This is a genomic window from Bacteroides sp. BFG-606 (assembly GCF_024788145.1).
Lineage (GTDB): Bacteria > Bacteroidota > Bacteroidia > Bacteroidales > Bacteroidaceae > Bacteroides > Bacteroides vicugnae.
Window position 1 is genome coordinate 3,865,077 of the sequence record NZ_JANUIL010000001.1, and the last position, 26,959, is coordinate 3,892,035.

Annotated in this window: 15 protein-coding genes and 5 pseudogenes; 6 read left to right on the forward strand and 14 right to left on the reverse strand. The window is 42.8% G+C overall.

Going from position 1 to position 26,959, the window contains the following annotated elements; all coding sequences use genetic code 11:
- Window positions 1–28 precede the first annotated feature (28 nt).
- Window positions 29–505: a polysaccharide deacetylase gene (locus tag NXV01_RS14380; RefSeq protein ID WP_148366165.1), complete on the forward strand. Its 477-nt coding sequence runs from the start codon at window positions 29–31 to the stop codon at window positions 503–505.
- 99 nt (window positions 506–604) lie between these two features.
- Here NXV01_RS14380 and NXV01_RS14385 read toward each other — a convergent pair whose 3' ends face one another.
- Window positions 605–1,363, reverse strand: a complete 759-nt coding sequence (locus tag NXV01_RS14385) for a 1-acyl-sn-glycerol-3-phosphate acyltransferase (RefSeq protein WP_004297350.1) — start codon at window positions 1,361–1,363, stop codon at window positions 605–607.
- Window positions 1,364–1,483: 120 nt separating this feature from the next.
- Between NXV01_RS14385 and NXV01_RS14390 the strand changes: the two genes are divergently transcribed.
- From NXV01_RS14390 to NXV01_RS26055, 3 genes and pseudogenes are all read left to right on the forward strand, one after another.
- A complete protein-coding gene (locus NXV01_RS14390) occupies window positions 1,484–2,737 on the forward strand; it encodes an exonuclease SbcCD subunit D (protein WP_148366167.1) in 1,254 nt (417 codons plus the stop codon).
- Window positions 2,734–5,602, forward strand: a pseudogene (locus tag NXV01_RS14395) (AAA family ATPase). The gene NXV01_RS14390 and the pseudogene NXV01_RS14395 overlap by 4 nt, the downstream one beginning before the upstream one ends.
- A gap of 511 nt (window positions 5,603–6,113) precedes the next feature.
- Window positions 6,114–6,158, forward strand: a pseudogene (locus NXV01_RS26055) (hypothetical protein); the annotation flags it as partial.
- A 72-nt stretch (window positions 6,159–6,230) separates the two neighbouring features.
- Here the strand turns inward: NXV01_RS26055 and NXV01_RS14405 are convergent.
- From NXV01_RS14405 to NXV01_RS14420, 4 genes and pseudogenes are all read right to left on the reverse strand, one after another.
- On the reverse strand, window positions 6,231–6,743 hold the full coding sequence (locus NXV01_RS14405) for an RNA polymerase sigma factor (protein ID WP_074637383.1): 513 nt from the start codon (window positions 6,741–6,743) through the stop codon (window positions 6,231–6,233).
- Window positions 6,744–6,811: 68 nt separating this feature from the next.
- Window positions 6,812–7,715, reverse strand: a pseudogene (locus NXV01_RS14410) (vitamin B12 dependent-methionine synthase activation domain-containing protein).
- Between the two features lie 172 nt (window positions 7,716–7,887).
- Window positions 7,888–9,227 (reverse strand): annotated as a pseudogene (locus NXV01_RS14415) (dihydroorotase).
- A complete protein-coding gene (locus NXV01_RS14420; protein ID WP_148366176.1) occupies window positions 9,224–9,967 on the reverse strand; it encodes a polyprenol monophosphomannose synthase in 744 nt (247 codons plus the stop codon). Before NXV01_RS14420 ends, NXV01_RS14415 begins: the two are co-directional and overlap by 4 nt.
- A gap of 314 nt (window positions 9,968–10,281) precedes the next feature.
- On the opposite strand from NXV01_RS14420, the gene mfd reads away from it, so the two are divergent.
- Window positions 10,282–13,656, forward strand: a complete 3,375-nt coding sequence (mfd, locus tag NXV01_RS14425; RefSeq protein WP_217721530.1) for a transcription-repair coupling factor — start codon at window positions 10,282–10,284, stop codon at window positions 13,654–13,656.
- Between the two features lie 286 nt (window positions 13,657–13,942).
- On the opposite strand, the gene NXV01_RS14430 is transcribed toward mfd, so the two are convergent.
- The 8 genes from NXV01_RS14430 to NXV01_RS14465 form a co-directional block, all read right to left on the reverse strand.
- A complete protein-coding gene (locus tag NXV01_RS14430) occupies window positions 13,943–15,829 on the reverse strand; it encodes a YgiQ family radical SAM protein (RefSeq protein ID WP_259022739.1) in 1,887 nt (628 codons plus the stop codon).
- Between the two features lie 86 nt (window positions 15,830–15,915).
- Window positions 15,916–16,158 (reverse strand): sulfurtransferase TusA family protein, encoded by a 243-nt coding sequence (locus tag NXV01_RS14435; RefSeq protein ID WP_074556428.1) that lies wholly within the window; start codon window positions 16,156–16,158, stop codon window positions 15,916–15,918.
- Window positions 16,158–16,475, reverse strand: coding sequence for a hypothetical protein (locus NXV01_RS14440; protein ID WP_074556429.1), 318 nt, complete (start codon window positions 16,473–16,475; stop codon window positions 16,158–16,160). Before NXV01_RS14440 ends, NXV01_RS14435 begins: the two co-directional genes overlap by 1 nt.
- Window positions 16,476–16,554: 79 nt before the next feature.
- Window positions 16,555–19,464: a xanthan lyase gene (locus NXV01_RS14445; protein WP_259022740.1), complete on the reverse strand. Its 2,910-nt coding sequence runs from the start codon at window positions 19,462–19,464 to the stop codon at window positions 16,555–16,557.
- Window positions 19,465–19,690: 226 nt separating this feature from the next.
- The gene (locus NXV01_RS14450; protein ID WP_074556431.1) at window positions 19,691–21,682 is read right to left on the reverse strand and encodes a glucosamine-6-phosphate deaminase; all 1,992 of its coding nucleotides are present in this window, start codon (window positions 21,680–21,682) and stop codon (window positions 19,691–19,693) included.
- 148 nt (window positions 21,683–21,830) lie between these two features.
- Window positions 21,831–22,607 (reverse strand): amidohydrolase, encoded by a 777-nt coding sequence (locus tag NXV01_RS14455; protein WP_074556432.1) that lies wholly within the window; start codon window positions 22,605–22,607, stop codon window positions 21,831–21,833.
- Between the two features lie 106 nt (window positions 22,608–22,713).
- A complete protein-coding gene (locus NXV01_RS14460) occupies window positions 22,714–23,268 on the reverse strand; it encodes a 1-acyl-sn-glycerol-3-phosphate acyltransferase (protein ID WP_259022741.1) in 555 nt (184 codons plus the stop codon).
- Between the two features lie 8 nt (window positions 23,269–23,276).
- A complete protein-coding gene (locus tag NXV01_RS14465) occupies window positions 23,277–23,546 on the reverse strand; it encodes a hypothetical protein (protein WP_074556508.1) in 270 nt (89 codons plus the stop codon).
- Window positions 23,547–24,255: 709 nt separating this feature from the next.
- Here NXV01_RS14465 and NXV01_RS14470 point away from each other — a divergent pair.
- A pseudogene (locus NXV01_RS14470) lies at window positions 24,256–24,468 on the forward strand (carboxypeptidase regulatory-like domain-containing protein); the annotation flags it as partial.
- 244 nt (window positions 24,469–24,712) lie between these two features.
- On the opposite strand, the gene NXV01_RS14475 reads toward NXV01_RS14470, so the two are convergent.
- Window positions 24,713–26,929: a patatin-like phospholipase family protein gene (locus tag NXV01_RS14475; RefSeq protein ID WP_148366183.1), complete on the reverse strand. Its 2,217-nt coding sequence runs from the start codon at window positions 26,927–26,929 to the stop codon at window positions 24,713–24,715.
- Window positions 26,930–26,959 lie beyond the last annotated feature (30 nt).

Consider the following 26,959-nt stretch of genomic DNA (forward strand, 5'->3'; position numbering starts at 1 on the left):
TTTGACACAACAAAAACCAAATAGCTATATGAAAAATCCTAATGAATTATCTGCCGCCTCTTCTTTGAGAGGTGACGAATTGCAGTTAATAGAACAAAAAGTCAGCATTGTTGTCGGAATAGCTAATTCTCGCACCAGGTTAAGGATAGGAGTTCTATTAAGTAAATATTCAGAGTATCAGGTGGATTATATATCCTCCGAGAGTGAAATCGGTAAACTGATTGAAGAAGCCGACTTGATTATTGGTGCGGGAATTACCGCTTACGAAGGGGTATTGCGCCGAAAGCCGGTGATTGTAGTGGGGGATTATGGCTTGGGAGGTCTGGTTACTCCGGATACATTCCGCAAGCATTATAACAATCGGTTTAGAGGGAAGATTAATGGCGTCAGAAATGAATCTTTCCCATTAGAGAATTTAGAAAAGGAAATTTATAAAAGTTTTAATTTGACTTTTCAAGAATTACAAATGATGTCAAACCAAACCATAACCTTGCAAAACATCTAAATATCTGAATTTCTTAATTTAATAGTTTGATGCATAAAACTGGTTAGGAATATGGGGGTGCGTGAGCATCCTCATATTTATATAAATATTATGTACTGATTATCGGTCTTGATCTTCGTTTTTCACCATTCCCTTGTATTGTTCCGGCAGGGCACTTTCAACCGCAGCGTAGGCTTCTGCCATGGTTGCCTTGATATTTTCCATTCCTTTCCCTTTGGGAGGAATAGGCTCATGAATAGTCAGAATCATGCGATGACGGTGTATCCATTTGCCTGTGCGTGGCAGAATTTCGAACGAGCCGTCAATGGTGACGGGTACAACCGCCAGCTGTAAATCATCCGCCAACTGGAAGGCTCCTTTCTTAAAGTATCCCATGTGTCCTGTAAATGTACGCGCTCCTTCAGGAAAGACAACGAGAGAAACCCCATCTTTCAATGAGTCTTTTGCCTGCCGGATTGTTTCCAATACTTTTTTAGGGCCGGATCTGTCTACAAAGATATGTCCTGCACTTTCACAGGCTTTTCCTACAAACGGCAGTTTACGCAGGCTTTTTTTCATCATCCACTTAAAGTTTCTTCCGATGAAGCCATAAATAAGGAAAATATCGAATGAACCCTGATGATTAGGTACGAAAATATAGGAAGTTTTGTCATGCAACTTTTCACGTCCCTCAATCTTCACGGGAATCAACAGAAACAGACAAATTAATTGTGACCAAATCTTCCCCGGATAATATCCCCAGATGTGGGCTCCTCCCAAGAGAGAACCTACAATAGTGACGATTGCCGTGAGGATGGTCAACACTAATAAAATAGGCAAAGCGATGCAAATCTGATAAATATAATACAGTATCTTCATAGGGTTGGATTTTTATCCTGCAAATATACATGATTATTGGTAAAAAAGAGGGGCAGATGTGATATAATCTTTTCGATTGTGTTATTTTTGCCTCTTGTTATTAGAGATAGTTACAAAATTATGATACGTATATTGCATACTGCCGACTGGCATCTAGGACAAACCTTTTTTGGTTATGATCGCACGGAAGAACATAAAGTATTCCTGAATTGGCTGGCAGAAGAAATTCGTCAGAAAGAGATTGATGCATTGATTATAGCCGGAGATGTTTTTGATGTTTCCAACCCTTCCGCTGCATCCCAAAGCATGTATTATCAGTTTATTTATCGGGTGACAGCAGAGAATCCGTATTTGCAGATTGTCATTGTTGCCGGCAACCATGATTCGGCAGCACGCCTGGAAGCTCCTTTGCCTCTGTTGCAAGCTATGCGGACGGAAGTCAGAGGGGTAGTTCGCAAGCTCGAAGGCGGAGAGATCGATTATGACCATCTGACTGTAGAACTGAAGAACCGGCAAGGGGAAGTAGAATTGCTTTGCATGGCAGTTCCTTTTCTGCGTCAGGGAGATTATCCGGCCGTGCAAACGGAAGGTAATCCGTATGCGGAAGGAGTTCGCGAACTTTATGCACAACTTTTGCAAAGATTATGGAAGCGAAGGACGGAGAATCAGGCGATTCTTGCCATCGGTCATTTGCAGGCCACAGGATCGGAGATTGCAGAGAAGGATTATAGCGAGCGTACCGTGATTGGCGGGTTGGAGTGTGTATCTCCGGAAGCTTTTTCCGAACAGATAGCTTATACGGCATTAGGACATATACATAAAGCGCAGCGAGTGTCCGGAAGAGAGAATGTGAGATATGCCGGAAGCCCCATTCCGATGTCTTTTGCCGAGAAACATTATCATCATGGAGTCGTGATGGTGACTTTCGACGGAGGCTGTGCGGTGGATATTGAACGGTTGGAATGCCCGAAATTAATACCTTTGGTGAGTGTGCCGAATGGAGAACCCGTCTCACCGGAAGCTATCTTGAAAGCCTTGAAGGAACTACCCGAGACAGAAGCCGTAGCTCCATATCTGGAAGTAAAGGTATTGTTGGAGGAACCGGAACCCATGCTTCGACAGGAGATTGAAGAGGCACTGGCAGATAAAAACTATCGGTTGGCGCGTATTGTTTCTACCTATCACACTGATATCGGAAATACGGTGAAAGAAAATGAAAACTGGAAGAGGGGGTTGCAGGAGATGTCTCCCTTACAGATTGCACAGTCTGCCTTTGAGAAGATTTATCAGGTGGAAATGCCTGTAGAACTGACAGGTTTGTTTGAAGAGGCCTATTTGGCTGCTACCCGTAAAGAAGAGGAGGAAGAAGAATGAAAATACTAGCTATACGATTGAAGAATCTGACCTCGATAGAAGGGACGGTAGAAGTGGATTTTATGGCAGAACCATTACATTCTGCAGGTATATTTGCCATTTCAGGACCTACCGGTGCAGGTAAGTCTACTTTATTAGATGCCTTATGTCTGGCATTGTATGATAAGGCTCCCCGCTTCGCTACTTCAGTGGAAAATGTGAACCTGGCAGATGTGGGAGATAATCAGATTAATCAGTCTGATGTTAGAAATTTGTTGCGCCGGGGGACAAGTGACGGTTATGCGGAAGTCGATTTCTTAGGTATTGACGGACGGCGTTACCGCTCTCGTTGGTCGGTGAGGCGGACAAGAAACAAGATAAACGGTTCTTTGCAGCCACAAACGCTGGAAGTGAAAGAATTGGATACGGAGAAAGAATTTCAAGGTACCAAGAAAGAGTTGTTGATTCAGTTGGTGGAGTTGGTTGGCCTGACGTATGAACAGTTTACCCGTACAGTATTATTGGCACAAAATGATTTTGCTACATTTCTGAAATCAAAAGGGGCGGCGAAAGCAGAATTACTGGAGAAGTTGACAGGAACCGGTGTTTATTCCCGGATTTCTCAAGAGGTTTATGCCCGGAATAAGGCGGCACAAGAAGAGGTGACCTTGATTCAGAATCGAATGAATGTGATCGAACTGATGCCGGAAGAAGAGCTGCTTGCTCTGCAAAAAGAGAAAGAACTATCGACTGAAAAGCGTGCAGTAGGGATTAAACTGCTGGCAGAACAGAATGAACAACTGAATGTGGTTCGTTCATTAAAAATACAGGAAGAACTTTGGAAGAAAAAGCTGCAGGAAGAACAGGAGGAACAGGCCAGGGAGAAAGTACTGCAGGGTGCATTAGCTTCCCAAGAGGAAGGATTGGTGCATTTTAAGGCACAATGGGAGGCCATACAGCCGGACTTGAAGAAAGCACGTCAATTGGATGTACAGATACAATCACAGCAAAGCAGTTATACACAGTCGCAGCAGATTTTACAGGCGGCTAATAGGCAGGTGGCGGAGCAGGAACAAAAAATGCGGGTGGCTGCGGAACAATTACAGGTGTCTTATTCTTCTCTGAACCGCTTATTAAGCCATGTAGGGATAGAAGAAGCACTGCAACTTGAACAGGTGGAAGAGATTCTACGGCAAGAAGAAAGCAAACTGGCTGCCGCTACAAGTACGAATGAGGAACGTTTATTGCGCTTAAATTCTTTCGGATATCCGTTATTGGCCGAAGAACAGGTGAAGTTGCAAAAAGAGTTGACTCGTCAGCAGAATATCCGGCAATTAACGGAAACGCAGACGAAAGCAAAGACGGAAATAGAAAGGCTGGAGAAAGAAGTGGCCGATTGTCTGAAACAATTGACGGAGCAAGAAACCGCATTGAAAGTTACTCAACGTCTTTACGAAAATGCACGTATGGCAGTGGGAAAAGATGTAAAAGCATTGCGCCGACAATTACAGCAAGGGGAGGCTTGTCCGGTTTGCGGAAGCACAGCGCATCCTTATCATCAGGGGCAGGAGGTGGTAGATACTCTTTTCCGGAGTATAGAGCAGGAGTATAATGCAGCAGCAGCCAACTGTCAGCAGATGAATAACCGGAGCATTGCCCTGCAACGTGATTTGGCACATCAAAAAACGGTGGACGGACAAATCGGAGAACAGTTGGCAACATTATATAAAGCAGGGATTGAAGCCGGAAACGAAGAGCAGATACAACATCGTTTGGCGGAACTGGCAGAACGTATTTTGGAATATCGCAATCTTTACGCAGAATGGCAGCGCGGCGATGAAGAAATTAAAAAGATGCGTGCACATTGTGAAGCCCTCCGTGAGAATGTTTCTCTCTGTCGTTTGGCTATGCAGAAAGTATCGTCAGCCAAAGAACAGCTGGTAATTTTACAGAATGCTGCTTCGGCCGAGCTAAAGAGATTTGAAGTGATAGAAAAAGCGCTGAATGTGCTTCGTCAGGAACGTTCGCAGCTATTGAAAGGAAAAAGTGCGGATGGAAGCGGAAGCTGTCGTAGCAAAAAGAGAGAAAGAGCTGAATCTCGCTTTGGAGAAAGCGCGTAAAGAAGTAGAGGCGGTACACAACCGGCTCTCCGGTTTGCAAGGAGAGATGAAGCAAATTGCACTGGCTATAGGAGAGTTGCAGGAACAGTATAAAAAGATAGAGTCTCCCGAACTGCTTCCCGAAATAATAAAGAAGCAACAAGAAGAAAATATGAATGTCGAACGTGCCCTTTCTACCATGGAAGCCCGCCTGCTACAACAAGCAAAGAATAAACTGACTGTGGAACAGATTGCGAAGGAACTGGCAGAGAAACAGACGGTTGCCGAACGTTGGGCAAAATTGAATAAACTGATTGGCAGTGCGGATGGGGCGAAATTTAAAGTGATTGCTCAAAGTTACACTTTGAATTTGCTGCTGCTTCATGCCAATAAACATTTATCTTATCTCTCTAAACGTTATAAGCTACAACAGGTGCCCGATACGTTGGCACTTCAGGTAATAGATTGCGATATGTGTGATGAAATACGGACTGTATACTCTCTTTCCGGAGGTGAATCGTTCCTGATTTCTTTGGCACTAGCTTTAGGTTTGTCTTCCTTGTCAAGTAATAATCTGAAAGTTGAATCTCTTTTTATTGACGAAGGTTTCGGCTCTTTGGATGCGGAAAGTTTGCGTACAGCCATGGAAGCATTGGAGCAATTACAGATGCAGGGACGGAAAATAGGAGTCATCTCTCATGTGCAGGAGATGAGTGAACGGATTTCTGTTCAGGTGCAGGTACATAAAAAAGTGAATGGAAAAAGCGTGCTTACCGTGGTGGGGTAAGCACACTCCTTAGCCTACTGTATATGAATTATTCAGCTTAGATTCTTTTACATTAATTCGTTCAGTTCGCTTAAATTCTTCTTGATTTCGTGGATACGATTTAAGAACTTCTTGCGGTAAATCCATAAGATCAGGCCTAGTCCTCCGCCCCATAACAGGATGAAGAAAACTATCATACCCATTCCATATTGCCACACTTGCCAGTAGATAAATGAAAGTATAGCCAGGACTAGGAGGAAGGCAATAGCAATCAATCGTTCCCTGATGGTCCATCGATGGATACGGTTCACGCGGCTGATTACTTCTACCAAAGGCATCTCGTCTATTTGTGTCCGTTGGAGGAAACGGGTGGTGACGATATCCCAGCAAAGAGCAGGAATCCATGCGAAAATGATAATGATATAGATCGGGTTCAATCTGTTGTGCAACAGTACCTCCGCTAAAAATAAGATCAGTATCGGCAGAGAAATCAGAATAAGCTTGATGTTCAGGCTGGCAATGGCGTGGATACCTTTGTCCGCATGCCTTATCAGCTTTTCAAGCTCTTCTTCTTTAATGAACTTTTTGTCTTTCAAGTGTTCATCCAGGGCATTCCAAGATTTTTTCAGTTCTTCCAGTTCCATATATCTTATTCCTCCTTTTTCATTCTTTTAAGTTTGTCTTTGATACGACTTAGTTTGGTCGCTACATTGGTAACCGTCAGTCCGGTGATTTCTGCTATTTCCTCGTAACTTTTGTCTTCGAGATAAAGCAGGATAATTGATTTGTCGAGTTGTCCCAGTTGGTTGATCATCTGATAGAGCTGTTTCAGCATTTCGTTGATCGGGTCGTGTGCTTCTATGGCCCAGTCGGTATCTTTGGTGAGGCTGACTATTTCCGGCACATTCTTTTCTTTACGATAGAAGCTGATACAGGTGTTGAGGGCAATACGGTAAATCCAGGTGGAAACCTTACATTCTTTTCTGAATTTAGGATAGGCTTTCCAAAGGTTCAATACCACATCCTGATACAGATCATTGAGAGGAGCATTGGGATTGGCATACAGATAGCATACCTTATAGATCACCCGTTCATATTCGCGGATCACCGACAAAAACTCTTGCTCAATAGGGGCGCTGACCTCTGTTGTTTGTTCTCTCATGGAGTCTATGATTACTTTTCTGGTTAGTTAGTCGTGAGAAAAGGAGAAAAATCACAGGAGAATAAGGACTATTGAAGATTGGCTGCCAGAAACTTACACATTTCTTCGATGCTTTTTCCCCGGCGGCGGGCATAATCTTCGAGTTGGTCTTGTCCAATCTTTCCGACGGAGAAGTATTCGGAAGCAGGATGCGCGAACATAAGTCCGCAAACAGAAGCGTGCGGGTACATAGCTCCGTTTTCGGTTAGTGAAATGCCTATTTGCTTCATATCCAATAGTTCATCCAACAGGAAGTTGACAGATTGATCCGGTAAGGACGGGTAGCCGACAGCAGGTCGGATGCCTTGATATTTCTCGACCAGTAAATCCGCTATGCCTAAATTCTCGTCTTTGGCATATCCCCATGCTTCTTTGCGTACATATTCATGCATCTTTTCTGTTGCTGCTTCTGCCAGTCGGTCGGAGAGAGTTTGGACAAGCAGGTGTTTATAAGGATCCTGTTCGTACAATCCTTCCATGTCCGCATCAATGGAAGAAGCAAAAGCACCGATGGTATCCGGGATGCCGGAAGAAATCGGACGGATAAAGTCGCTTAGACAAAGAAAAGGACTACCATCTCTTTTCGGCGTTTGTTGGCGCAGTAAAGGAAAGGTGATGAACCGGTCTTTTTCTTTCTCAATAATCAGGTTATCCCCGTCAGAGTTTGCCTTGCAAAGCTTGAAGATGGTCTTTACTTCATAATCCCGGTCAAGCAGATCGAGCATCCGATTGGCTTCTTTGAATAGCTGCATTGCTTCGGAAGCTTTATTACGCTCTTCTTCCGGGAAAGTTGTCAGCCACGAAGCACGGCAGGCATCACATCCGTGAATGTTGGCGATGGCTGCAAAACGCGGTTGGAAACCCCATGCGTGGAAAAAAGTAAATCCAGTTGATGTAGGGAGTGACTGTATGTATTTTATAAGATAAAATCATAAATTATGCAATTAAATAGGAGTTTAATGGCGGTAACGTAGTGCCAGGCAAGATTTCCTTCAGGATATTGATGTTCTTAGGCACGGATTACACGGATTACGCTGTTGTTTTATATAGTCATATTTCTAAAAACCGTGAAATAAATCCGTGTAATCCGTGCCTGAAATATTATTTATCGCTCAAAGAACAATTCCTGTCCGCGATAAGTCTCGTCTATTTCTCCGTTGTTATATAACAGATGTCCGTTTACAAATGTTTTCTCTACTTTCCAGTCGAATGTGTGTCCCTCTAATGGACTCCATTTGCATTTGCTTAGAATACAATCGGTTGTTACCGTCCATTCGCTTCCGGGACGGACTAATACCAAGTCAGCCTGATAGCCTTTGCGAATGAATCCTCTGTTTTGTATTTCATACATCTGCGCAGGAGCATGAGCCATCTTTTCTACTACTTTTTCGATAGTAAACACTCCTTTTTCTGTCAACTCCAACATGCTGACGAGTGAGAACTGAATCATCGGCATTCCGGACATTGCTTTTAAGGCACCGCCTTCTTTTTCGCTAAGTAAGTGTGGGGCATGATCTGTGGCAATGGCATCAATCAAACCGCTATTGACAGCCTCTTGCAAAGCTTTCCGGTCTTGCGCTGTCTTAATGGCAGGGTTGCATTTGATGCGGGCACCCAGTGTCTGATAGTCCTCTTCCGTAAAGAGCAGATGAGAAACACAGGCTTCTGCCGTGATCTTTTTTGTACCAAAGGTACATTAGAAAACAGGCTCAACTCTTTAGCTGTGGAAATATGCATGATGTGCAGGCGGGCGTTTGTCTCACGTGCCAACTGCACTGCCAGTTCGGATGAACGATAGCAAGCCTCTTCCGAACGAAGGAGCGGATGAAGAGCCAAAGGTACATCGTCTCCGTATTCTTTCTTATATTTATCCGTATTTTCTTTGATAATTCCCTGATCTTCGCAATGAGCAGCGATGAGCAGATCAGTTCCACCGAATATATTACGCAGACTGGCCATCCGGTCTACCAGCATATTGCCGGTGCTTGACCCCATAAATAACTTCACTCCACAAACCCGGTGTTTATCCAGTTGTGCAAACTGGGTATAGTTATTATTCGTTGCTCCGAAATAGCAGGAATAGTTGACAGCCGACTTTTCACCCAACAGAATAAATTTTTCTTCCAAAGCCTCCAATGTAGTAGTTTGCGGATTGGTATTGGGCATATCCATGATAGAGGTGACACCTCCTGCTGCCGCAGCACGACTTTCTGTGGTGATATCTGCCTTATGAGTCAGTCCGGGATCGCGGAAATGCACATGTTCGTCGATGGCACCCGGCAAAAGATAACATCCGGTTGCGTCTATTATCTCGTCATAGGGGGCAGTTGCGTTTTCTTCACCGACCCATATTTCGGCTATCTTTTCATTCTCGATTACTACTGAACCCAGAACTTTTCTTCCTTCGTTGACAATAACGGCATTTTGAATCAGTGTACGTTTCATTTCTTTTGTGGGAATTTATGGAACCAACTATTTACTTTTAATTTTATCACACCAAATATGGCTTCTCCAAAGATGCTGCTATTCATTTTAGAAGTCCCTAATTCACGATTAATGAAGATAACGGGAACTTCGATGATTTTGAAACCACACTTGGATGCAGTGAATTTCATTTCAATCTGAAAGGCATATCCTTTAAAACGAATATGATCTAAATCGATCGTTTCCAATACCTGACGCCGGTAGCAAACAAATCCGGCAGTGGTGTCATGTACAGGTATTCCGGTGATAAACCGCACATATTTAGAGGCGAAGTATGACATCAATACCCGTCCCATCGGCCAATTCACTACATTCACTCCACTGACATAACGGGAACCGATAGATACATCTCCTCCTTGTTCCGAACAAGCCTGATACAAACGGGGTAAATCATTCGGATTATGACTGAAGTCTGCATCCATTTCAAAAATATACTCGTATGCGTGCTCTAGTGCCCATTTAAATCCGGTAATGTAGGCAGTGCCCAGTCCCAGTTTTCCTTTACGTTCAATCATAAAAAGCCGTTCGGGAAATTCTTGTTGCAGTTTTCTTACGATGGCTGCCGTCCCGTCCGGAGAGCCGTCTTCTATGACCAGAATATGGAATACTTGGGGAAGGCCGAAAACGGCACGGATGATATTTTCTATGTTCTCCCGTTCATTATAGGTGGGGATAATTACAATGCTATCCGATGTCTGCATATAGATACTATAAAATTTAGAAACAAAAGTAGTTCTTTTCCTTTAGTTATAGCTGAACTAAGGAAAATTTAACGTGTTTCATACCCCCATTCGGAATAAGACGGCATGTTGTCGGAACTAAGCCCGCACCTCGCTTGGGGTAAGCCCACGCCTTAGCAGTGCTCATCCCACGGCTCACGGATGTTTAGCCCACGGTTTAACAGCACTCGCCCCACATCTAAGTAATGTCCGGCAGATACCTTATTATAATACTTCTGTTCTTTGGGTGTATACTCCCAATCTTTTTTGTAATTTTGCGGGGAAATTTTATAGGTATGACAATAACTGAGTTGCAACAACAATATGCTGCCCACCCCAATATGGCAGTAATGAAGCGCTTGTTGAAGGACACTTCCGTTCAGACTGTTTTTTGCGGAGGACTGTGTGCATCCGCCGCTTCTCTTTTTTCTTCTGTACTGGTGCAAGAGGGTGGTTGCCCGTTTGTATTTATTTTAGGTGATCTTGAAGAAGCCGGATATTTCTATCACGACTTGACGCAGATATTAGGTACGGAAAGAGTCTTGTTCTTTCCATCTTCATTCCGTCGCTCCATCAAGTATGGACAAAAAGATGCGGCCAATGAGATTTTGCGCACAGAAGTACTTAGCCGCTTGCAAAAGGGGGAAGAGGGATTATGTATCGTTACGTATCCGGATGCATTGGCGGAGAAAGTGGTGTCGCGCAAGGAATTGAGTAATAAAACGCTGAAGCTGAATGTAGGAGAGAAAGTGGATACCACTTTCATCACCGATGTGTTGCATAGTTATGGTTTTGAATATGTAGACTACGTATATGAACCGGGACAATATGCTGTTCGCGGTAGTATTATCGACGTTTTCTCTTTTGCTTCGGAATATCCTTATCGCATCGATTTCTTTGGTGATGAAGTGGAAAGTGTCCGTACCTTTGAAGTGGAGTCTCAATTATCCCGTGAGAAGAAAGATGGAGTGTCTATTGTTCCCGATTTGGCGGTGACAGGTGATGTAACGACTTCTTTTCTGGATTTCATTCCGAAAGAGACTACCTTGGCGATGCGCGATTTTCTTTGGTTGCGCGAGCGAATCCAGGTAGTACATGATGAGGCGCTGACGCCACAGGCAATAGCCGTTCAGGAGGCCGAAGAGAATGGTGGCATTACATTGGAAGGGAAATTGATAGACGGTAGTGAGTTTACTGTACGGGCACTCGATTTCCGCCGGTTGGAATTTGGTAATAAACCGACCGGAACGCCCAATGTCAGTGTTACTTTCAATACATCTGCCCAGCCTATCTTTCATAAGAATTTCGATCTGGTAGCTTCTTCTTTCAAGGATTATCTGGAAAAAGGCTATTCGCTTTATATCTGTAGTGACAGCACGAAGCAAACAGATCGTATCAAAGCGATTTTTGAAGATCGGGGTGATAAGATTAATTTTACTCCCGTAGAACGTACTATTCACGAAGGTTTTGTAGATAACACACTGCAGCTCTGTATCTTCACAGACCATCAGTTGTTTGATCGTTTCCATAAATATAATCTGAAAAGTGATAAAGCCCGTTCGGGAAAAGTGGCACTATCTTTGAAAGAACTGAATCAGTTCACTCCGGGAGACTATGTGGTGCATACGGATCATGGTATCGGACGTTTTTCCGGCTTGGTACGTATTCCGAATGGTGATACTACGCAAGAGGTTTTGAAACTGGTGTTTCAAAATGAAGATGTGGTGTTCGTTTCTATTCATTCCCTGCATAAGGTTTCCAAATATAAAGGTAAAGAAGGAGAGGCTCCCCGCCTTAACAAATTAGGTACAGGTGCATGGGAGAAACTGAAAGAACGTACGAAGAGTAAAATCAAGGATATTGCCCGCGATTTGATTAAATTGTATTCGCAGCGTCGTCAGGAAAAAGGTTTCTCTTATAGTCCCGATAGTTTCTTGCAGCGTGAGTTGGAAGCATCCTTTATTTATGAAGATACACCGGATCAGAGCAAGGCGACGATTGATGTCAAGGCGGATATGGAAAGTGACCGTCCGATGGATCGTCTGGTCTGCGGAGATGTAGGATTTGGAAAAACCGAGGTAGCGGTCCGTGCGGCTTTCAAAGCCGTTGCCGATAATAAACAAGTAGCCGTTTTGGTTCCGACAACAGTGCTTGCTTACCAGCATTTTCAGACTTTCCGTGAGCGTCTGAAAGGGTTACCGTGCCGGGTGGAGTATTTAAGCCGCGCACGTACTGCCGCACAAACCAAAGCTGTATTGAAAGGATTGAAAGAGGGAGATGTCGGTATTCTGATAGGTACCCACCGTATCTTGGGAAAAGATGTCCAGTTTAAAGACTTGGGATTGTTGATTGTGGACGAAGAGCAGAAATTTGGAGTCTCTGTCAAAGAAAAGCTGCGTCAGTTGAAAGTAAATGTGGATACACTGACGATGACTGCTACTCCAATTCCCCGTACCCTTCAATTTTCATTGATGGGTGCACGCGACTTGAGTGTGATTTCTACTCCGCCACCCAACCGCTATCCGATTCAGACCGAAGTGCATACTTTTAATGAAGAAGTGATAACGGATGCCATCAATTTTGAGATGAGCCGCAACGGTCAAGTCTTCTTTGTCAATAACCGGATTGCGAACTTGCCGGAATTGAAAGCGATGATCGAACGTCATATCCCGGATTGCCGTGTAGCAATTGGACATGGACAGATGGAACCGACAGAGCTGGAGAAGATTATTCTGGATTTTGTCAACTACGACTATGATGTACTCTTGGCAACTACAATCATCGAAAGTGGTATTGATATTCCGAATGCCAACACTATCATTATCAATCAGGCGCAAAACTTTGGATTGAGTGATCTCCATCAGATGCGTGGACGGGTAGGACGTAGCAACAAGAAAGCTTTTTGTTATCTGCTGGCTCCTCCGTTGGGTAGTTTGACAGCCGAAGGAAGGCGACGTCTTCAAGCGATTGAAAACTTTAGTGATTTGGGAAGTGGTATTCATATTGCCATGCAGGATTTGGATATTCGTGGAGCCGGAAATCTGCTTGGAGCCGAACAAAGCGGATTTGTTGCCGATTTGGGATATGAGACATATCAGAAAATTCTGACCGAAGCTGTCCATGAGTTGAAGACAGATGAGTTTGCAGAGTTGTATGCGGATGAAATCAAAGGCGAAGGTCAAATTAGTGGAGAAGAGTTTGTAGACGAGTGTCAGGTAGAAAGCGACCTCGAACTATTATTGCCCGCCAACTACGTAACTGGCAGCAGCGAACGCATGTTGCTATATCGTGAACTGGATGGACTGACATTGGACAAAGATGTGGAAGCTTTCCGTGCTCGTCTGGAAGACCGCTTCGGACCGGTTCCCCGGGAAACGGAAGAACTACTCCGTATTGTGCCTCTACGCCGTCTTGCAGCCCGTTTGGGTGCAGAGAAAATCTTCCTGAAAGGTGGGCGGATGACCTTGTTCTTTGTTTCCAATCCGGATAGTCCGTTCTATCAAAGTAAGGCTTTTGGTAAAGTGATAGACTATATGATGAAATATACCCGTCGTTGTGATTTGCGTGAACAGAACGGCAGACGGAGTATGCTGATTAAGGATGTTACTAATGTGGAAACGGCAGTCAGTGTGTTGCAGGAGATTGTGGCTTTGCCGGTAAAGGAAGCATAAATGAGTTGAAGATGCTATTATTGGCAACAACTCATCACTATGTAGCTTTTATTTCTTTCTCTTACCTATATTATTTTTTCGATTGCCTAATGAGTTTTCGTTTGACTTAAGTTGAACTAACGCCCGACAATAATTGAACTATCGTTTGACTATAGTCAAACGAAAACTTACTAGGTAATCAAATATATATCAATTGGAGAGCGCTAACTTAAAAGTAGCCAATAGAATCACAAGTTATAATTGATTCATAATCATGCCTTATGCTTGATTTATAATTTATTTCATTCTATCTTTTTCCTTTCCCTCTTTCCATGTCCTTTCCTTTTCCGTATAACTTGTCTATCAAATCTGAACGTCCGATACGTCTCAACTCATTGATGATATTCTTTCGTTCTTCCGGTTTATACCAGAAAAAGAATTGCCGTTGAGCAAGTTTTTCCCGTTGAGTTTTAGCACTGAATATCGGTTCTAAAGTATATGGGTGGAATCCGGTGTACCAAGCTTCGGTAGCCACTGTCATCGGAGTAGGAGTGAAGTCCTGTACTTGTTCCAGGTGGAAGTCCAGACGTTTAGTGATAACGGCAAGCTCCGCCATATCTTCTTCGTTGCATCCGGGATGCGAAGAGATAAAATACGGAATCAGTTGCTGACGCAGATTCTCTTCTCGGTTGATACGGTCGAATATCTTCTTGAATGTTTCAAATTGCTCAAAAGAAGGTTTGCGCATTACGGATAATACCCGGTCACTGGTGTGTTCCGGAGCTACTTTTAACCGGCCACTCACATGATTGACTATTAATTCGCGGGTATACTCGGCAGTGCTACGGTTGATAGCTTCATCTTTGCTTTGATGAAGTAACAGGTCATAGCGTACACCGCTACCGATAAACGATTTTTTGATTCCGGGCAAGGCATCTACAGCATGGTAAATATCCAGTAGAGGGCGGTGATCGGTATTTAGATTCGGACAAACTTTCGGATGAATACATGACGGTCGTTTGCATTTCTTGCAAATAGCTTCCTCTTTCCCTTTCATCTGATACATATTAGCGGAAGGACCTCCCAAATCACTTAAATATCCTTTGAAATCGGGTAACTGAATAACCTCTTTTACCTCTTTCAGTATAGACTCTTTGCTTCGGCTGACAATAAACTTTCCCTGATGGGCGGAAATGGTGCAGAATGCACAGCCACCAAAACATCCTCGGTGAATGTTGATGGAAAATTTAATCATATCGTATGCCGGAATCCGTTTCCCTTTATATTTTGGATGAGGCAGGCGGGTATATGGTAGATCAAACGAATGATCGAGGTCTTTCTGGCTCATCGGAGGATAGGGAGGATTGACAACTACTATCTTATTTCCTACTGCTTGTGTGATTCGTGAAGCCGAATATTTATTGGATTCTTCTTCGATATGTCGGAAATTACTAGCCTGTTTCTTTTTATCTGCCAGACATTCTTCGTGTGAATAAAGTTGAAGGTCATCTTCCGCAGATGTCCATTCTGTTGCACGACAAAGATAGGCTGTTTGGGGTACAGAACCGATAATTGTTCTGAATTTGCTGCTTGTCAGTACAGGTTCTTCAGCGGTGAGCAGACTTTTCATATTCTTCACCAGGTCTGCAAGAGGCTTTTCCCCCATTCCGTAAATGAGCAGATCTGCCCCGCTGTCGCACAAAATACTCTTTTGCACTTTGTCCTGCCAATAATCGTAATGGCTCAACCGTCTTAAACTGGCTTCGATTCCTCCGATGACTACCGGAACATCCGGAAAGAGTTTCTTTAGTATCTGGCTATAAACCGTGGAAGGATATTCCGGACGCATATCCGGTCGGCCGTCCGGAGTATAGGCGTCTTCGCTGCGTAGTCGTTTGTTGGCGGTATATTTATTAACCATCGAGTCCATGCATCCGCCGGAGATACCGAAGAATAGCCGTGGACGTCCCAACTTCCTGAAGTCACGCAGGTCGTCACGCCAGTTAGGTTGGGGAACGATGGCTATTTTCAAACCTTCCGCTTCGAGAATGCGTCCGATAACGGCAGCACCAAAAGAAGGATGATCCACATATGCATCAGCACTGAATAGAATGACATCCAATTCATTCCATCCTCGAAGTTCTACTTCTTTCTTAGTAGTGGGTAACCAGTCGGTCAATCGATATTCTTTCATGCCGCAAAGATACGGATAATAAAAAACATCCCAATGATTTTTTTATTCATTGAGATGTTTCACTTCGTTCATTAGGATGTTTTCTTTCAATTATTAGGATATTTTTTTAACTTCCCGTTGATTGTGAACTGTAATGTCATTTGTTCACCGTCATAGATTTCACGGAAACCAATACCTTGCTCGGACAGATATTCCTTTAGATCCTGAAACGCATCGGCATGGTTCATGATAATCTCTATCGTTTCACCCGGAGAGGCAGTGCACATCGCTTTTATTGCAGGAATCAGCGGACTGTATGCTGTTATTCCGCAGGTATCTACCGTAATCATTATTCCTCCTCTTCTTCCGCTTCCGGACTGGAGAGCCAGGTAAGATAGAGCTTGATGAGCTGTTGCAAGCCGAATGCCTTCATATTATTGTGATAAATCACGTCGATACAAAGGTCCAGCAAGTCTTTGCTATCTTCCTCCTGGCTGGCGATAAGGGAACGGACATTAAGTTTCAACTTATCCAAAACTGCTTCATCTACAATACCGGTACTGTCGATAAGATGACGGAACAGAGCATATTTTTCAATCGTTCTCAAATTTTCATTAGATACTTCTATGCTGCGTGTACCGCTGGGATTTGCTTGTATAGTATACATTGTTTTTTAGTTTTAAAGGTTATTATAGTAGCAAAGATAGAATTTAAAATGAAAAACGGATTAAAAAAAAGGATATTTTTTATTTTTGAGTAAAGAATCCCAGGATGCCTGCCATAATGGTTGCCCGGTCCGCTTCGGACTGGATGCTTTCAAAAGGAAAGCCCAATACAAAAGTACGGTAGTTTCCTTTGTAGGCAATACCTGCACTCTGATTGCCGGGTGCATACGTAAATACGGGGAAGGCAGTATCTACGGGAACAATACAATCCGCAGCAGGCACAGCATAGCTGCTTTCATTAGGCAGACGTGGGATTGTAATAGTACGGCCCAATCCTTTAATCTGATTCGAACTTTTATCCGTCAGGCTACCTTGATAACCATACTTCAGTATCTTCTCCGTAAATTCCCGGTTTCCTTGTGTTCCACTCATATCACTTCCTACATAAGCACCGCTGACAAACAGGTTACCTCCCGCTTGGCAATAGCTGGTCATAATCCGTTGCATAGCCGAAGAGAATGTCTTGTAATATGCTTTACTTGCAGGATCTTCTTTTTCCAGTCCCAAAATATAATCTACCACCGGATAATCTTCTAACGTAACTAATCCGTTCTCTACCGCTTCGTCGCTGCATGATACGAAGCTATATTTTCCGGCTGCCTGAATCGCTTTTCCGTGAATAAAAGGATAGTCGAACGTGTTTCCTGCAATTTTCATTCCTTCTAATTCGTTTCCACTATGCCCCAGACTTCCTTTTCCTTCTTTACCGGCTTGTGTACGGTCGAAACTGGTTTGTGCTCCGCAAAATGAAATATTCGATATATACGGAACGCCGGGATCTTGCATTAGATCGAATCCGGCTTTTTCAGAAGTGTTAACGACCGCCGGACCGCTGATTCTGTCAAAGCCATTGATGATGATTACTTTTCCCTGTTCACGTTTGGCTTTATAAGCGGAGAGGATTTCAGAAGGAAAACTTTCCCCGCCCCGGTTTACAGCAGTTACCTTGAATGAATAAACGAGTCCCGGTTCTATCTTAACGGTATGGGACGTTTTGCTGACTAAAGTGCCATTGTCAAAACCTCCATAACCGATGCGGGTATATACAATGTATTCCCGTGGTCGTGCAGTCGGTTCTTGCGGATCGTCTTCGCCTTTCCATGAAAGTTCTAATGTATTCTTTTTCTTTCCGAATTGAATGGCGAAATTGCTCACAGGCAGAGGCTGAACGATGTATTCTTTATCATGCTGGCTGGTAATGAATTGCAAAATTCCTTTGTAGATGGCACGTCCCACTGTAAATTTAAAGTTCGGATCATGTCCTAACTGCATATCTGCGAAGTTCTGGTGGGAGAGTAGTTCAATAATTGTAGAAGGCGTAGCCGGAAGACGTGTTTCACTATAATTCCGGTTCCACATGCTGCGGCGTGTCCACGGCAAGCTGTAGCTTGAATAAATATCTTTCTGAATCTGTGTCAGCAGAATGTCTGCCAGATCACGTGAGGCATACCGGTCTGTTCCTGCATTCAGTTTGCCATTATTGAAATCGGTGGTGTAAATGCCGAGTGATCCGATCAGTTCGTCTGTTTTGCTGCATCCGGCGTCACTGTGCAATGCCATCGTCATTTCCAAAGGTACGCCCAGACCCGACTGTTGTGGGTTATAGACGGAACTGCCCGATAAATAATTGATAACGTTAGAGCGTGTGTTAATATCGTCTATATAGTCGTTTTCACCTTTTCGTCCGGCATATACTTCGTATGGCATTCCCGCCCATTGAGCAGAGTAGCGTGCTCCTTCCAAGTAACGCGGTAGCCCACTGATTCTTCCTCCACGGGCAATATTACCCATTCCTCCCCCAAAACGTACTGCATCGGCACATACAACTCCATGTTCGCTGCTCTCGTTGCTAAGAACCACCATGCCGTAGTCGTTGTTCCCTTTATCGAATTCAAAAGTGCCGAGATAAACCCATGTGCCTCCACCTATCTTTTGGTTTACTTTGAATTCGGTAACTCCACCGTTATGAAATACCAGATATTTGGCGTCGCTTACACTGTTGGGTAATGTCTGGTAGGAAACATAAACTGCATATTTGCCTGTTGCCGGTAGAGTAGGCACCCATTCGGCAAATACCTGGTCTTTATTCTTCTTTTTCTTTTTCTCTGTTGGAATAAAACGACAGGTCCCGTCAGTGAAAGGATTTTCTTCCTCTTTATAGATTGTTTTCTTTTGAGCAAATCCTCTTACCGGAGCATTTGTCCAATTAGTCTTTTTACCACCCACTTCCAAATAAAGAGAAGCGTTGGGAGTATCATTATCTACAATGATTTCATTCTTTTGTGTATCCCGTTCGCGGGGAGTATAGACAATCGCTCCTGCATTTTCCAGCATTGGAATTACATAAGGAAGGACAAAAGATTGAGTGAACATATCTTCTGTGGTGCAGAATAATCGGGGACGTTGCCATCCCCATTCGTTTTTGTCATTTTTGAAATAGTTGCCGTGGCTTTGCCAGATTGCAATGTGGCGGTCTTGTAGTCCGCGTGAGATCTCATTAGGACGTGAAGTGTTTTTCACCCAGGGAGCTCCTTTATAATCTACATTTAAGGATAACCGCTCTTTATCCTTTTTCTTATTCCGGTAGAAATTAGGTACCAAATCTTCAATGGGTTTCCCATCCGCATAAATGGTAAGCTGGTAATAATGAACGGGACCCGGAAGCAACTCTTTTACTTGATTATAAATGTTTTCTACAGTTTCCAGTCGGAAAGGCTGATAGGCGAAGCTCTCCGATGCATAGATTGCAATCGTCTTACGGTCGTAATTAATATCGAAGCTATTCAGTTTAGGAGTGCTGATTTTGGCTGTTGCGGTATATTGGTTGAAGTAATCCGTCAGCCGCTCTTTTACATTTCTTTCAATGTCTTGAGCGAAAAGGTAGTTTGCGCCTATAATGAGGCATAGAAGAAACACTATTATCTTTTTCATCATTCAATGCTTTTATTTTCATTTTCACCACAGAGGAAAGGAGGACACAGAGGTTAAATCTATGAAGCGATATAGCGATATAAAATGGTTGTTCATAATAACTCTGTGTCCTCCTTTCCTCTGTGGTGAATTCTCCTGCAAAAATAAACAAAAAAGAGCGAGAAGTATCGAAACTTCCCACTCTTCTTTCATTGTTTTATATTCTCTTAATTAAGAATGATTACTCTTATAATGGAACATATTCTACAAATGCTTCCATTGCTTCGTAAGAAGCCAGTCCCAACTGATCGTACAAAGTAGCTGTACCACGGTTACGATCTTCGCTACGTTGCCAGAACAAACGTTCGTCGTTACCCAGGAACGGAGCACTTTCCATTTGCGACTGATGTTTCAGGATAGAGTTACGTTTTGCACGAAGTTCTTCCGGACTGATAGGCACTGCCATTTCAATATTCTCGATTTCCCATTCAGCCCACGCACCACGGTACATCCAGATACGACAGTCTTTCAGCCATTTGGCACCTTCTTCTTTTTCAAGATCGACAGCAGCAAATACAGCGTCTGTACATACACGGTGAGTTCCATGTGGGTCGGCTAGGTCACCTGCAACGAAAATTTGGTGAGGTTTTATTTCACGGAGCAAGTTGCGTACAATTTCTACGTCTGCTTCACTGATCGGGTTTTTCTGAATCTTACCTGTTTCATAGAATGGCAGATCAAGGAAATGGCAACGTTCCAACGGTATATTATTATAAGTACAAGCCGTACGGGCTTCACCACGACGAATCAGACCTTTGATAGTCAGAATATCACGGCTGTCCATATCACCGTCTTTCTTCTCTTTCAAGAAATTGCGTATTTCTGTATATTTTTCATTGATAACCAAGTCTTCACTGTTATTGAAGAGTTGGTTGAATCCATTGATGAAATGCATGAAACGAACTACTTCCTCGTCACCTACAGCGATATTACCGGAAGTTTCGTAAGCTACGTGTACTTCGTGTTTCTGCTCTACCAAACGGCGAAGTGTACCACCCATGGAAATAACATCATCATCCGGATGCGGAGAGAAGATGATTACGCGTTTCGGATATGGTTTTGCGCGTTCCGGACGATAGGTATCATCAGCATTGGGCTTGCCACCCGGCCATCCGGTAATGGTGTGCTGCAAATCATTGAAAATTTTGATATTTACATTGTATGCAGAACCATAAAGTGCCAGAAGCTCACTTAACCCGTTTTCGTTATAATCTTTATTGGTCAATTTCAGAATCGGTTTGCCGGTCAGCTGACACAGCCAAACAATAGCGCTACGGATTAACTTATCGTTCCATTCGCAGGAAGTGACTAACCAAGGACGTTGGATACGTGTTAAGTTCATGGCTGCCGAAAGATCGAGAGCTACATGCGCATTGTTGTGAGTTTGCAGGTAAGAAGCAGGAATTGTGTCAGTGATCGCACCTTCCACACATTCTTTAATCATAGCTGCTTTATTCTCACCCCAGGCAAGCAGATACACTTTCTTTGCACCAAGAATAGTGGCTACTCCCATTGTAATAGAACTGATCGGAGTATTATCCAACGTTCCGAAAATCTTGGATGCCTCATTGCGTGATGCGTTATCCAACAAAATCAGACGAGTGGTAGAGTTCAGTCGGGAACCCGGTTCGTTGAACGCAATGTTACCTACACGACCGATACCTAACAAAGCAATATCAATACCTCCGAAGCTTTCAATGCGTTGTTCATACAGGCGGCAATATTCAAAGATAGTATCTTTGGCAATGCTTCCATCGGGAGTGAATATATTCTGCTTGTCAATGTCGATGTGGTCCAGCAACATACTCTTCAAAGCGTTGAAGTTGCTGTTGATTGCATCGGGAGACAACGGATAATACTCATACATATTAAATACGATCACATTGCGGAAGCTAAGTCCCTCTTCCTTATGCATACGGATAAGTTCGGTATATACGTGGCTGGGTGAGTCACCTCCGGGAAGTGCCAATACACAGAAACGTCCTGCCTTTTGTTTTTCGCGTATGGTTTGTGCTATTTCGCGCGCAATATAGTTAGCACCTTCTTCTACGGATTCGTAGATGTCCGTAGGGATTTTCTCGAGTCTTGTCAAGACTGATTTTTCAAATGCATTCTCCGGTCTGTAGTATCTGGGGGAGACCCGGTGGAGACTGATTTGAGAACTAAGATTTGTTTTCATAAAGTTGTTAATTAAGTTATGTAAGATTAGCGTCCTTACGACTGTATTTTCACGACAAAGATACAAAAGAAGTCTATATAATTAACTACCGAGTTATAGGTATTGTTGCTGCAATAATCTGTTTTTAACATTTGTTGTTTTGCCAATGTTACAGATGGAATTCGTCTGCATCTTTCCATACCGGGAACTTCTCTCTGAATTGGTTAAGAGTATTCAGATTAAGGCTCACAGTAGCTATTCCTTCCTTTTCATCTGGAAATGAGCCTATTTCTTCTCCGAAAGCAGAATAAACTCTGCTTCCTCCATTATATGTAAGCTGATATCCGTCTATGCCTACCCTATTGACACCGCATACATAGCATTGATTTTCCAAGGCACGTGCCCGGAGTAGAGTGTCCCAAACCAGACGGCGGGGGATAGGCCAGTTGGCTACATATATTAAAAGGTCGTACTCGTTGTTTACGTTCCGGCTCCATACAGGAAAACGGAGATCATAGCAAACCAGCAGGCAGATATTCCATCCACGGTAAGGGATGATAAGTCGTTTATCACCAGCCGAAAAATGTTCAGCTTCCCTTCCCATACGAAACAGGTGACGTTTGTCATAATAGAATTCTTCTCCTTCCGGTGTCAGGAAGAAGGCCCGATTATAGAACTGGTCGTTTTCAGTTGCTATATAACTTCCACAAATGGCTAGCTGAAATTGGGCAGCCCATTGCTTGAGTGTTGTAATGGTCGCTCCGGAGTTCGGCTCTGCCAGCATTTTACTCTGCATGCTGAATCCGGTGGAAAACATCTCCGGTAAAACAACCATCTCCGTTATTCCACGAAGACTTTGCAGCTTTTCGTGGAGCAAACGGAGATTTTCTTGTTTATTTTCCCAAGCAATATCGGTTTGTATGATGGAAATACGGATAGACTCCATACTAACTAAGTGTTAAATAAGTATTAAGTGTCAAGTATTAAGTATTAAACCGTGCGGATAGGTATGTCAGAAGCTACGATTAATACTTATTACTTAATACTTAAAATCATATTTCTCCAAGAGCAAAATTCTCCGGATGTTTTCCTTTGAAATCTTTGAAATAAAGTTTGATTTCTTTCATGTCCTTATTAATATCTCCTGATGGCATGATGGCTTTCGTTGCAGAGATTGTTTTCTTGCTGTAATCAATGCCAATCAGAACGATAGGAACCTGGGCTTTCAAGGCTATAAAATAAAATCCTTTTTTCCAGTTTGGATTCGCTTTGCGGGTTCCTTCGGGAGTGATAGCCAAATTAAACTTTTTATATTTAGCAAAATTATGAACCATCTGATCTACTAGCGAAGTTTTTCGGCTGCGGTCAACGGGAATTCCGCCAACAGCTTTGAAAAAAACTCCGAGTGGAAAGAAAAACCATTCTTTTTTCATCATGAAACTTGTCTTACGGCCTATAGCACCATAAAATAGTTTTCCAATAAATAAATCAAGATTTGTTGTGTGTGGAGCGGCACATATCACGCATTTATCATAATTAGGCACCGTAACGTTTGTCTTCCACTCTAACAGGCGGTAATAGATAAAGCTATAAATTGCTTTTTTCATTTCTGCTTTTAGTTCAATTTTCCGATAGCTTCAATAATCTCGTTAATCTTTGCATTAAAATCAGCACGGAATTTCTTATAAAAACCTTTCACGTTGCCCGGTTCTGTGTGGCTGATGCGAGTAACAAATTCATCCTGCATCTTCAGTACCTCTGCCATCAGTTCATCAGCTTTCGCTTTGTCTGTGCCGGGGATAAGCATGCTGTTAATTAAACACTCGGTGAATAATTCTCCTGCGATATAGTTTACGTTCTTTTTGAGTTCTCTTCTACTTGCCATAATCTTTATATTTAATGGTGAATAATAAAAATATTTGCGGTAAAGATAGGCACTTTCTTTGATTCTAGCGAATAATATAGGGAAAAACATTATTCAGGCCTTCATCTTCTTAACTCTATCCCTTTATTTAAATAATTTCACAGGCTATTATTGATGGAATAACAGGTTTGATTGTGATCCTGAATAGTATTTTGGTTATGTATGAGCCAAATATTATTTTTTAGTGAAGCGGTAACCCGAAAAATAATATAGAATTTACCTAACGGACAAACGTACGTTATCTACCGTGTGAATGTCCGTTACCCACCGGACGAGCATCAACAACCTGCCAGACGAAAGCCGGTCATCTGCCGGACGAATAACTCATGAGGGACGCGGGTACAGAAACGGCACCGACGAAGTGATCCGAACCGACAGCGGTAGCAGCTAAAGCCATTTTCTCTGCCCTATATTATTGCTATTATTTATAACAGAAATAATACTTTTCTCTTCTCTTCTCTACTCTACTGGTTTTCGTTGGCTTTTCCCCCTTTACTGGCGGGCGTTTCAGCGCTTTGTACAGCCCTCTTTGGATACCTTGTTTTTGCCCTATGATTTATATATCCTGTTAAAAAAAGAATTTGCCCCTTCGCTAAAGGCCAAAACTCTTCTATTACTGTAATTGTCGATGTTTTTCTCTGCTTTCATTTCGGTTGTTCTCGATTGTGTGTTATATAATACGGTAAATGTAAATGGCTATACTACGATGGATTATGCTTGTTATGCCAAGACTCGTACAACTACATTGACTACAACAGTCATCTATAACGGGCAGACAAAAACGATATCTATCTCTGCAAAACGTTATACAGGTGCTGACCAGCAATATAAGACGGTAACTTATAACCCGACACATAGTGGTGGTAAAGGTGGTAGCATGTAAATTGATCCATGTACCAAAATATAATTTGATACATATTTCCCATACATATCAACTGTCTGTGAAGATTGTTGATATGATTTTAAAGCGATTCATTGAATCGCTATGTAATATTTTTTAATAAAACCCTTTTGAATATGCTTCTTTTTTTCAATAAACCCTTTTTAGCATATTCATATAGAGTATAGAGGGAGGAGGTCACTGTGAAGCGGTCTCCTCTTTTGCTTTTTGGAAATACTGTAATCCATTAGAAATAATATCCTAAATTCACAAAGCAACTTCCTTTATCTGTCTGATTAGAATATCCTAATGATATTTCCAATGGTCCGAAGATGCTATCCATACCATAACCTGCGCTAACACCGAACAATTGCTTCCCTTTCAATATATCGAAGAAATTACTATCCGTTAGCCCGTAGTTACCTGTCAATGTGAGATAATGAATGGCTCCCATCCGTTGTCTGAATTTAATAGAGGCGATCATAATGGTGTTATCCATTAATTCCAGATTGGTAACCCCGGCAAAAGGTAATTGCTGTGGAATATAGAAACCGGGGACATCACCGCCAATAGCATTTTGTAATGGATAAGGAAAATCCCTTCCGATCAGGATACGTCCATAAATGGAAGGAATGACAGAGAAGCGGCGGGTCACTGGAATGACACTTGCCCACGAAGCATTCAGTGCTGAAAATGGAGCATGTTCGTTGTATTGTGCCATATTATCCGTATAGAGCGAATAGGCAGCTCTGAAGTCACTTCCTTTAGAAGGGAAACGTCCTTTATCATAGGTATTATATTGTACTTGGGCAAAATAACTTAGAAAATGTTCCGATTCTACTTTCAGGTCGGAGATTTCAGGTTTCTTAAACAGGAAATCCTTGTATTTGTAATATTCAAAACGAAGACCGAGTCCGAAACGGAAATTCTTGTACCATACATCAGAGAAACCGAATTCGGCCAGATGATATTTGTAAGTTGTATTATAGGCACGGTCACCTTCTTCGTAAATATTGATATCGTTGTATTGGAACATATACGAGAAGTTGAAATTACGTTGTTGCATGGGTTCCAACGTGTAGTCTATGCGGGCGGCATATCGTTTACCCAACCGACCGGTAAGAGCCAACCGGGAAGGAATATGAGTTTTGAGGTCTGCCGTTGCATTGACCAACAACGATGCGATCTCTTCCGAGTCGAAACGGATGCCCAAATTGATTCTTCTTTCATATTTTTCTTGCAACAGGAAGTTGAGATGATAGCCTTCAGGTGTCTCTTTCAATGTATAACTGGCACTTGAGTAGGATTGGCTACCGCGTAACTGATACAAGGCCTGTTCTATTTGTAGAGTGGAGATATTACTGTTTTCTTTCAAATTGCATTTCTTCATCAGCCATTTTTTGTCATCCACTTCTACACCCGAAAATGAAATGTCGGTCACATAAACAGTACGTGCATTGGATAGGGAAGAATAAGGGCCGTGTTGTTTGGGAGTATAATCCTCGGCTATTCCTATTTTCTTTTTTAAGGCAAGCAACGAATCCCATTGGTCTCTTGCCGCTTCTTCACCTCTTCGCATCAAGCTATCAATAGCAGTCGGAGTAAAACTGGCGGATGAATATCCCTCTACATTGACACGGATATAAGTATCTGTGAGGTCTACATTCTTTTCATGATTAGACTGACAGGTAATGTCTACAATCTGTCCCAAAATGTCGGGGACGCTATTGAGCTTGTCGGCCTTTTTGAGAGCGTTTTGCACGTCTACTCCGATAATAATATCAGCCCCCATTGCTTTCACTACATCCGCCGGATAGTTGTTTACAATACCACCGTCCACTAACACCATGCTGTCTTGCCGTACCGGAGTAAATACACCGGGGATGGCCATACTGGCGCGCATGGCAGTAGAAAGTATTCCGTCATGGAATACGATTTGCTCTCCGTTGACAACATTGGCAGCCACACAGGCAAAAGGAATGGGAAGTTTATTAAAATTGATAGAATCATGATATCCCACGGTAAGGTCTGAAAACAGATTGGCCAGATTCTCTCCTTTCATGATTCCTCCGGTAGCGGCATCTTTGGGAGTTTTGGTGAAAGGGATAGAGACTGTATATTTTTCAGATCGCTCACGATCTGTTAATGACATGGCGCTTCTTTTGATACGGTCACTCAACAGGAACGTCCAATCTTGCTTCCGTACCATACTGTCCAATTGTTCCGGAGTATAGCCGATGGCATAAAGACCACCTACGATAGCTCCCATACTGGTACCGGCTATATAGTCGATAGGAATGCCGGCTTCTTCGATCACTTGCAGTGCTTTGATGTGTGCCATTCCTTTGGCACCCCCGCCGCTCAGTACGACACCTACCTTTTTTCTTTGCTCCTGAGAATGCAAAGAAAAAGGCAATAATAAGCCAATTGATAAAACTAATGTTGAAAAGATTTGTTTTTTCATTAGGACATGGTCTAGTGTTGATGTTTAATA

Coding starts and splice junctions, on each gene's coding strand:
- NXV01_RS14380 (WP_148366165.1), top strand. CDS start 29: ATGAAAAATCCTAATGAATTATCTGCCGCCTCTTCTTTGAGAGGTGAC.
- NXV01_RS14385 (WP_004297350.1), bottom strand. CDS start 1,363: ATGAAGATACTGTATTATATTTATCAGATTTGCATCGCTTTGCCTATT.
- NXV01_RS14390 (WP_148366167.1), top strand. CDS start 1,484: ATGATACGTATATTGCATACTGCCGACTGGCATCTAGGACAAACCTTT.
- NXV01_RS14405 (WP_074637383.1), bottom strand. CDS start 6,743: ATGAGAGAACAAACAACAGAGGTCAGCGCCCCTATTGAGCAAGAGTTT.
- NXV01_RS14420 (WP_148366176.1), bottom strand. CDS start 9,967: ATGCAGACATCGGATAGCATTGTAATTATCCCCACCTATAATGAACGG.
- mfd (WP_217721530.1), top strand. CDS start 10,282: ATGACAATAACTGAGTTGCAACAACAATATGCTGCCCACCCCAATATG.
- NXV01_RS14430 (WP_259022739.1), bottom strand. CDS start 15,829: ATGAAAGAATATCGATTGACCGACTGGTTACCCACTACTAAGAAAGAA.
- NXV01_RS14435 (WP_074556428.1), bottom strand. CDS start 16,158: ATGATTACGGTAGATACCTGCGGAATAACAGCATACAGTCCGCTGATT.
- NXV01_RS14440 (WP_074556429.1), bottom strand. CDS start 16,475: ATGTATACTATACAAGCAAATCCCAGCGGTACACGCAGCATAGAAGTA.
- NXV01_RS14445 (WP_259022740.1), bottom strand. CDS start 19,464: ATGAAAAAGATAATAGTGTTTCTTCTATGCCTCATTATAGGCGCAAAC.
- NXV01_RS14450 (WP_074556431.1), bottom strand. CDS start 21,682: ATGAAAACAAATCTTAGTTCTCAAATCAGTCTCCACCGGGTCTCCCCC.
- NXV01_RS14455 (WP_074556432.1), bottom strand. CDS start 22,607: ATGGAGTCTATCCGTATTTCCATCATACAAACCGATATTGCTTGGGAA.
- NXV01_RS14460 (WP_259022741.1), bottom strand. CDS start 23,268: ATGAAAAAAGCAATTTATAGCTTTATCTATTACCGCCTGTTAGAGTGG.
- NXV01_RS14465 (WP_074556508.1), bottom strand. CDS start 23,546: ATGGCAAGTAGAAGAGAACTCAAAAAGAACGTAAACTATATCGCAGGA.
- NXV01_RS14475 (WP_148366183.1), bottom strand. CDS start 26,929: ATGAAAAAACAAATCTTTTCAACATTAGTTTTATCAATTGGCTTATTA.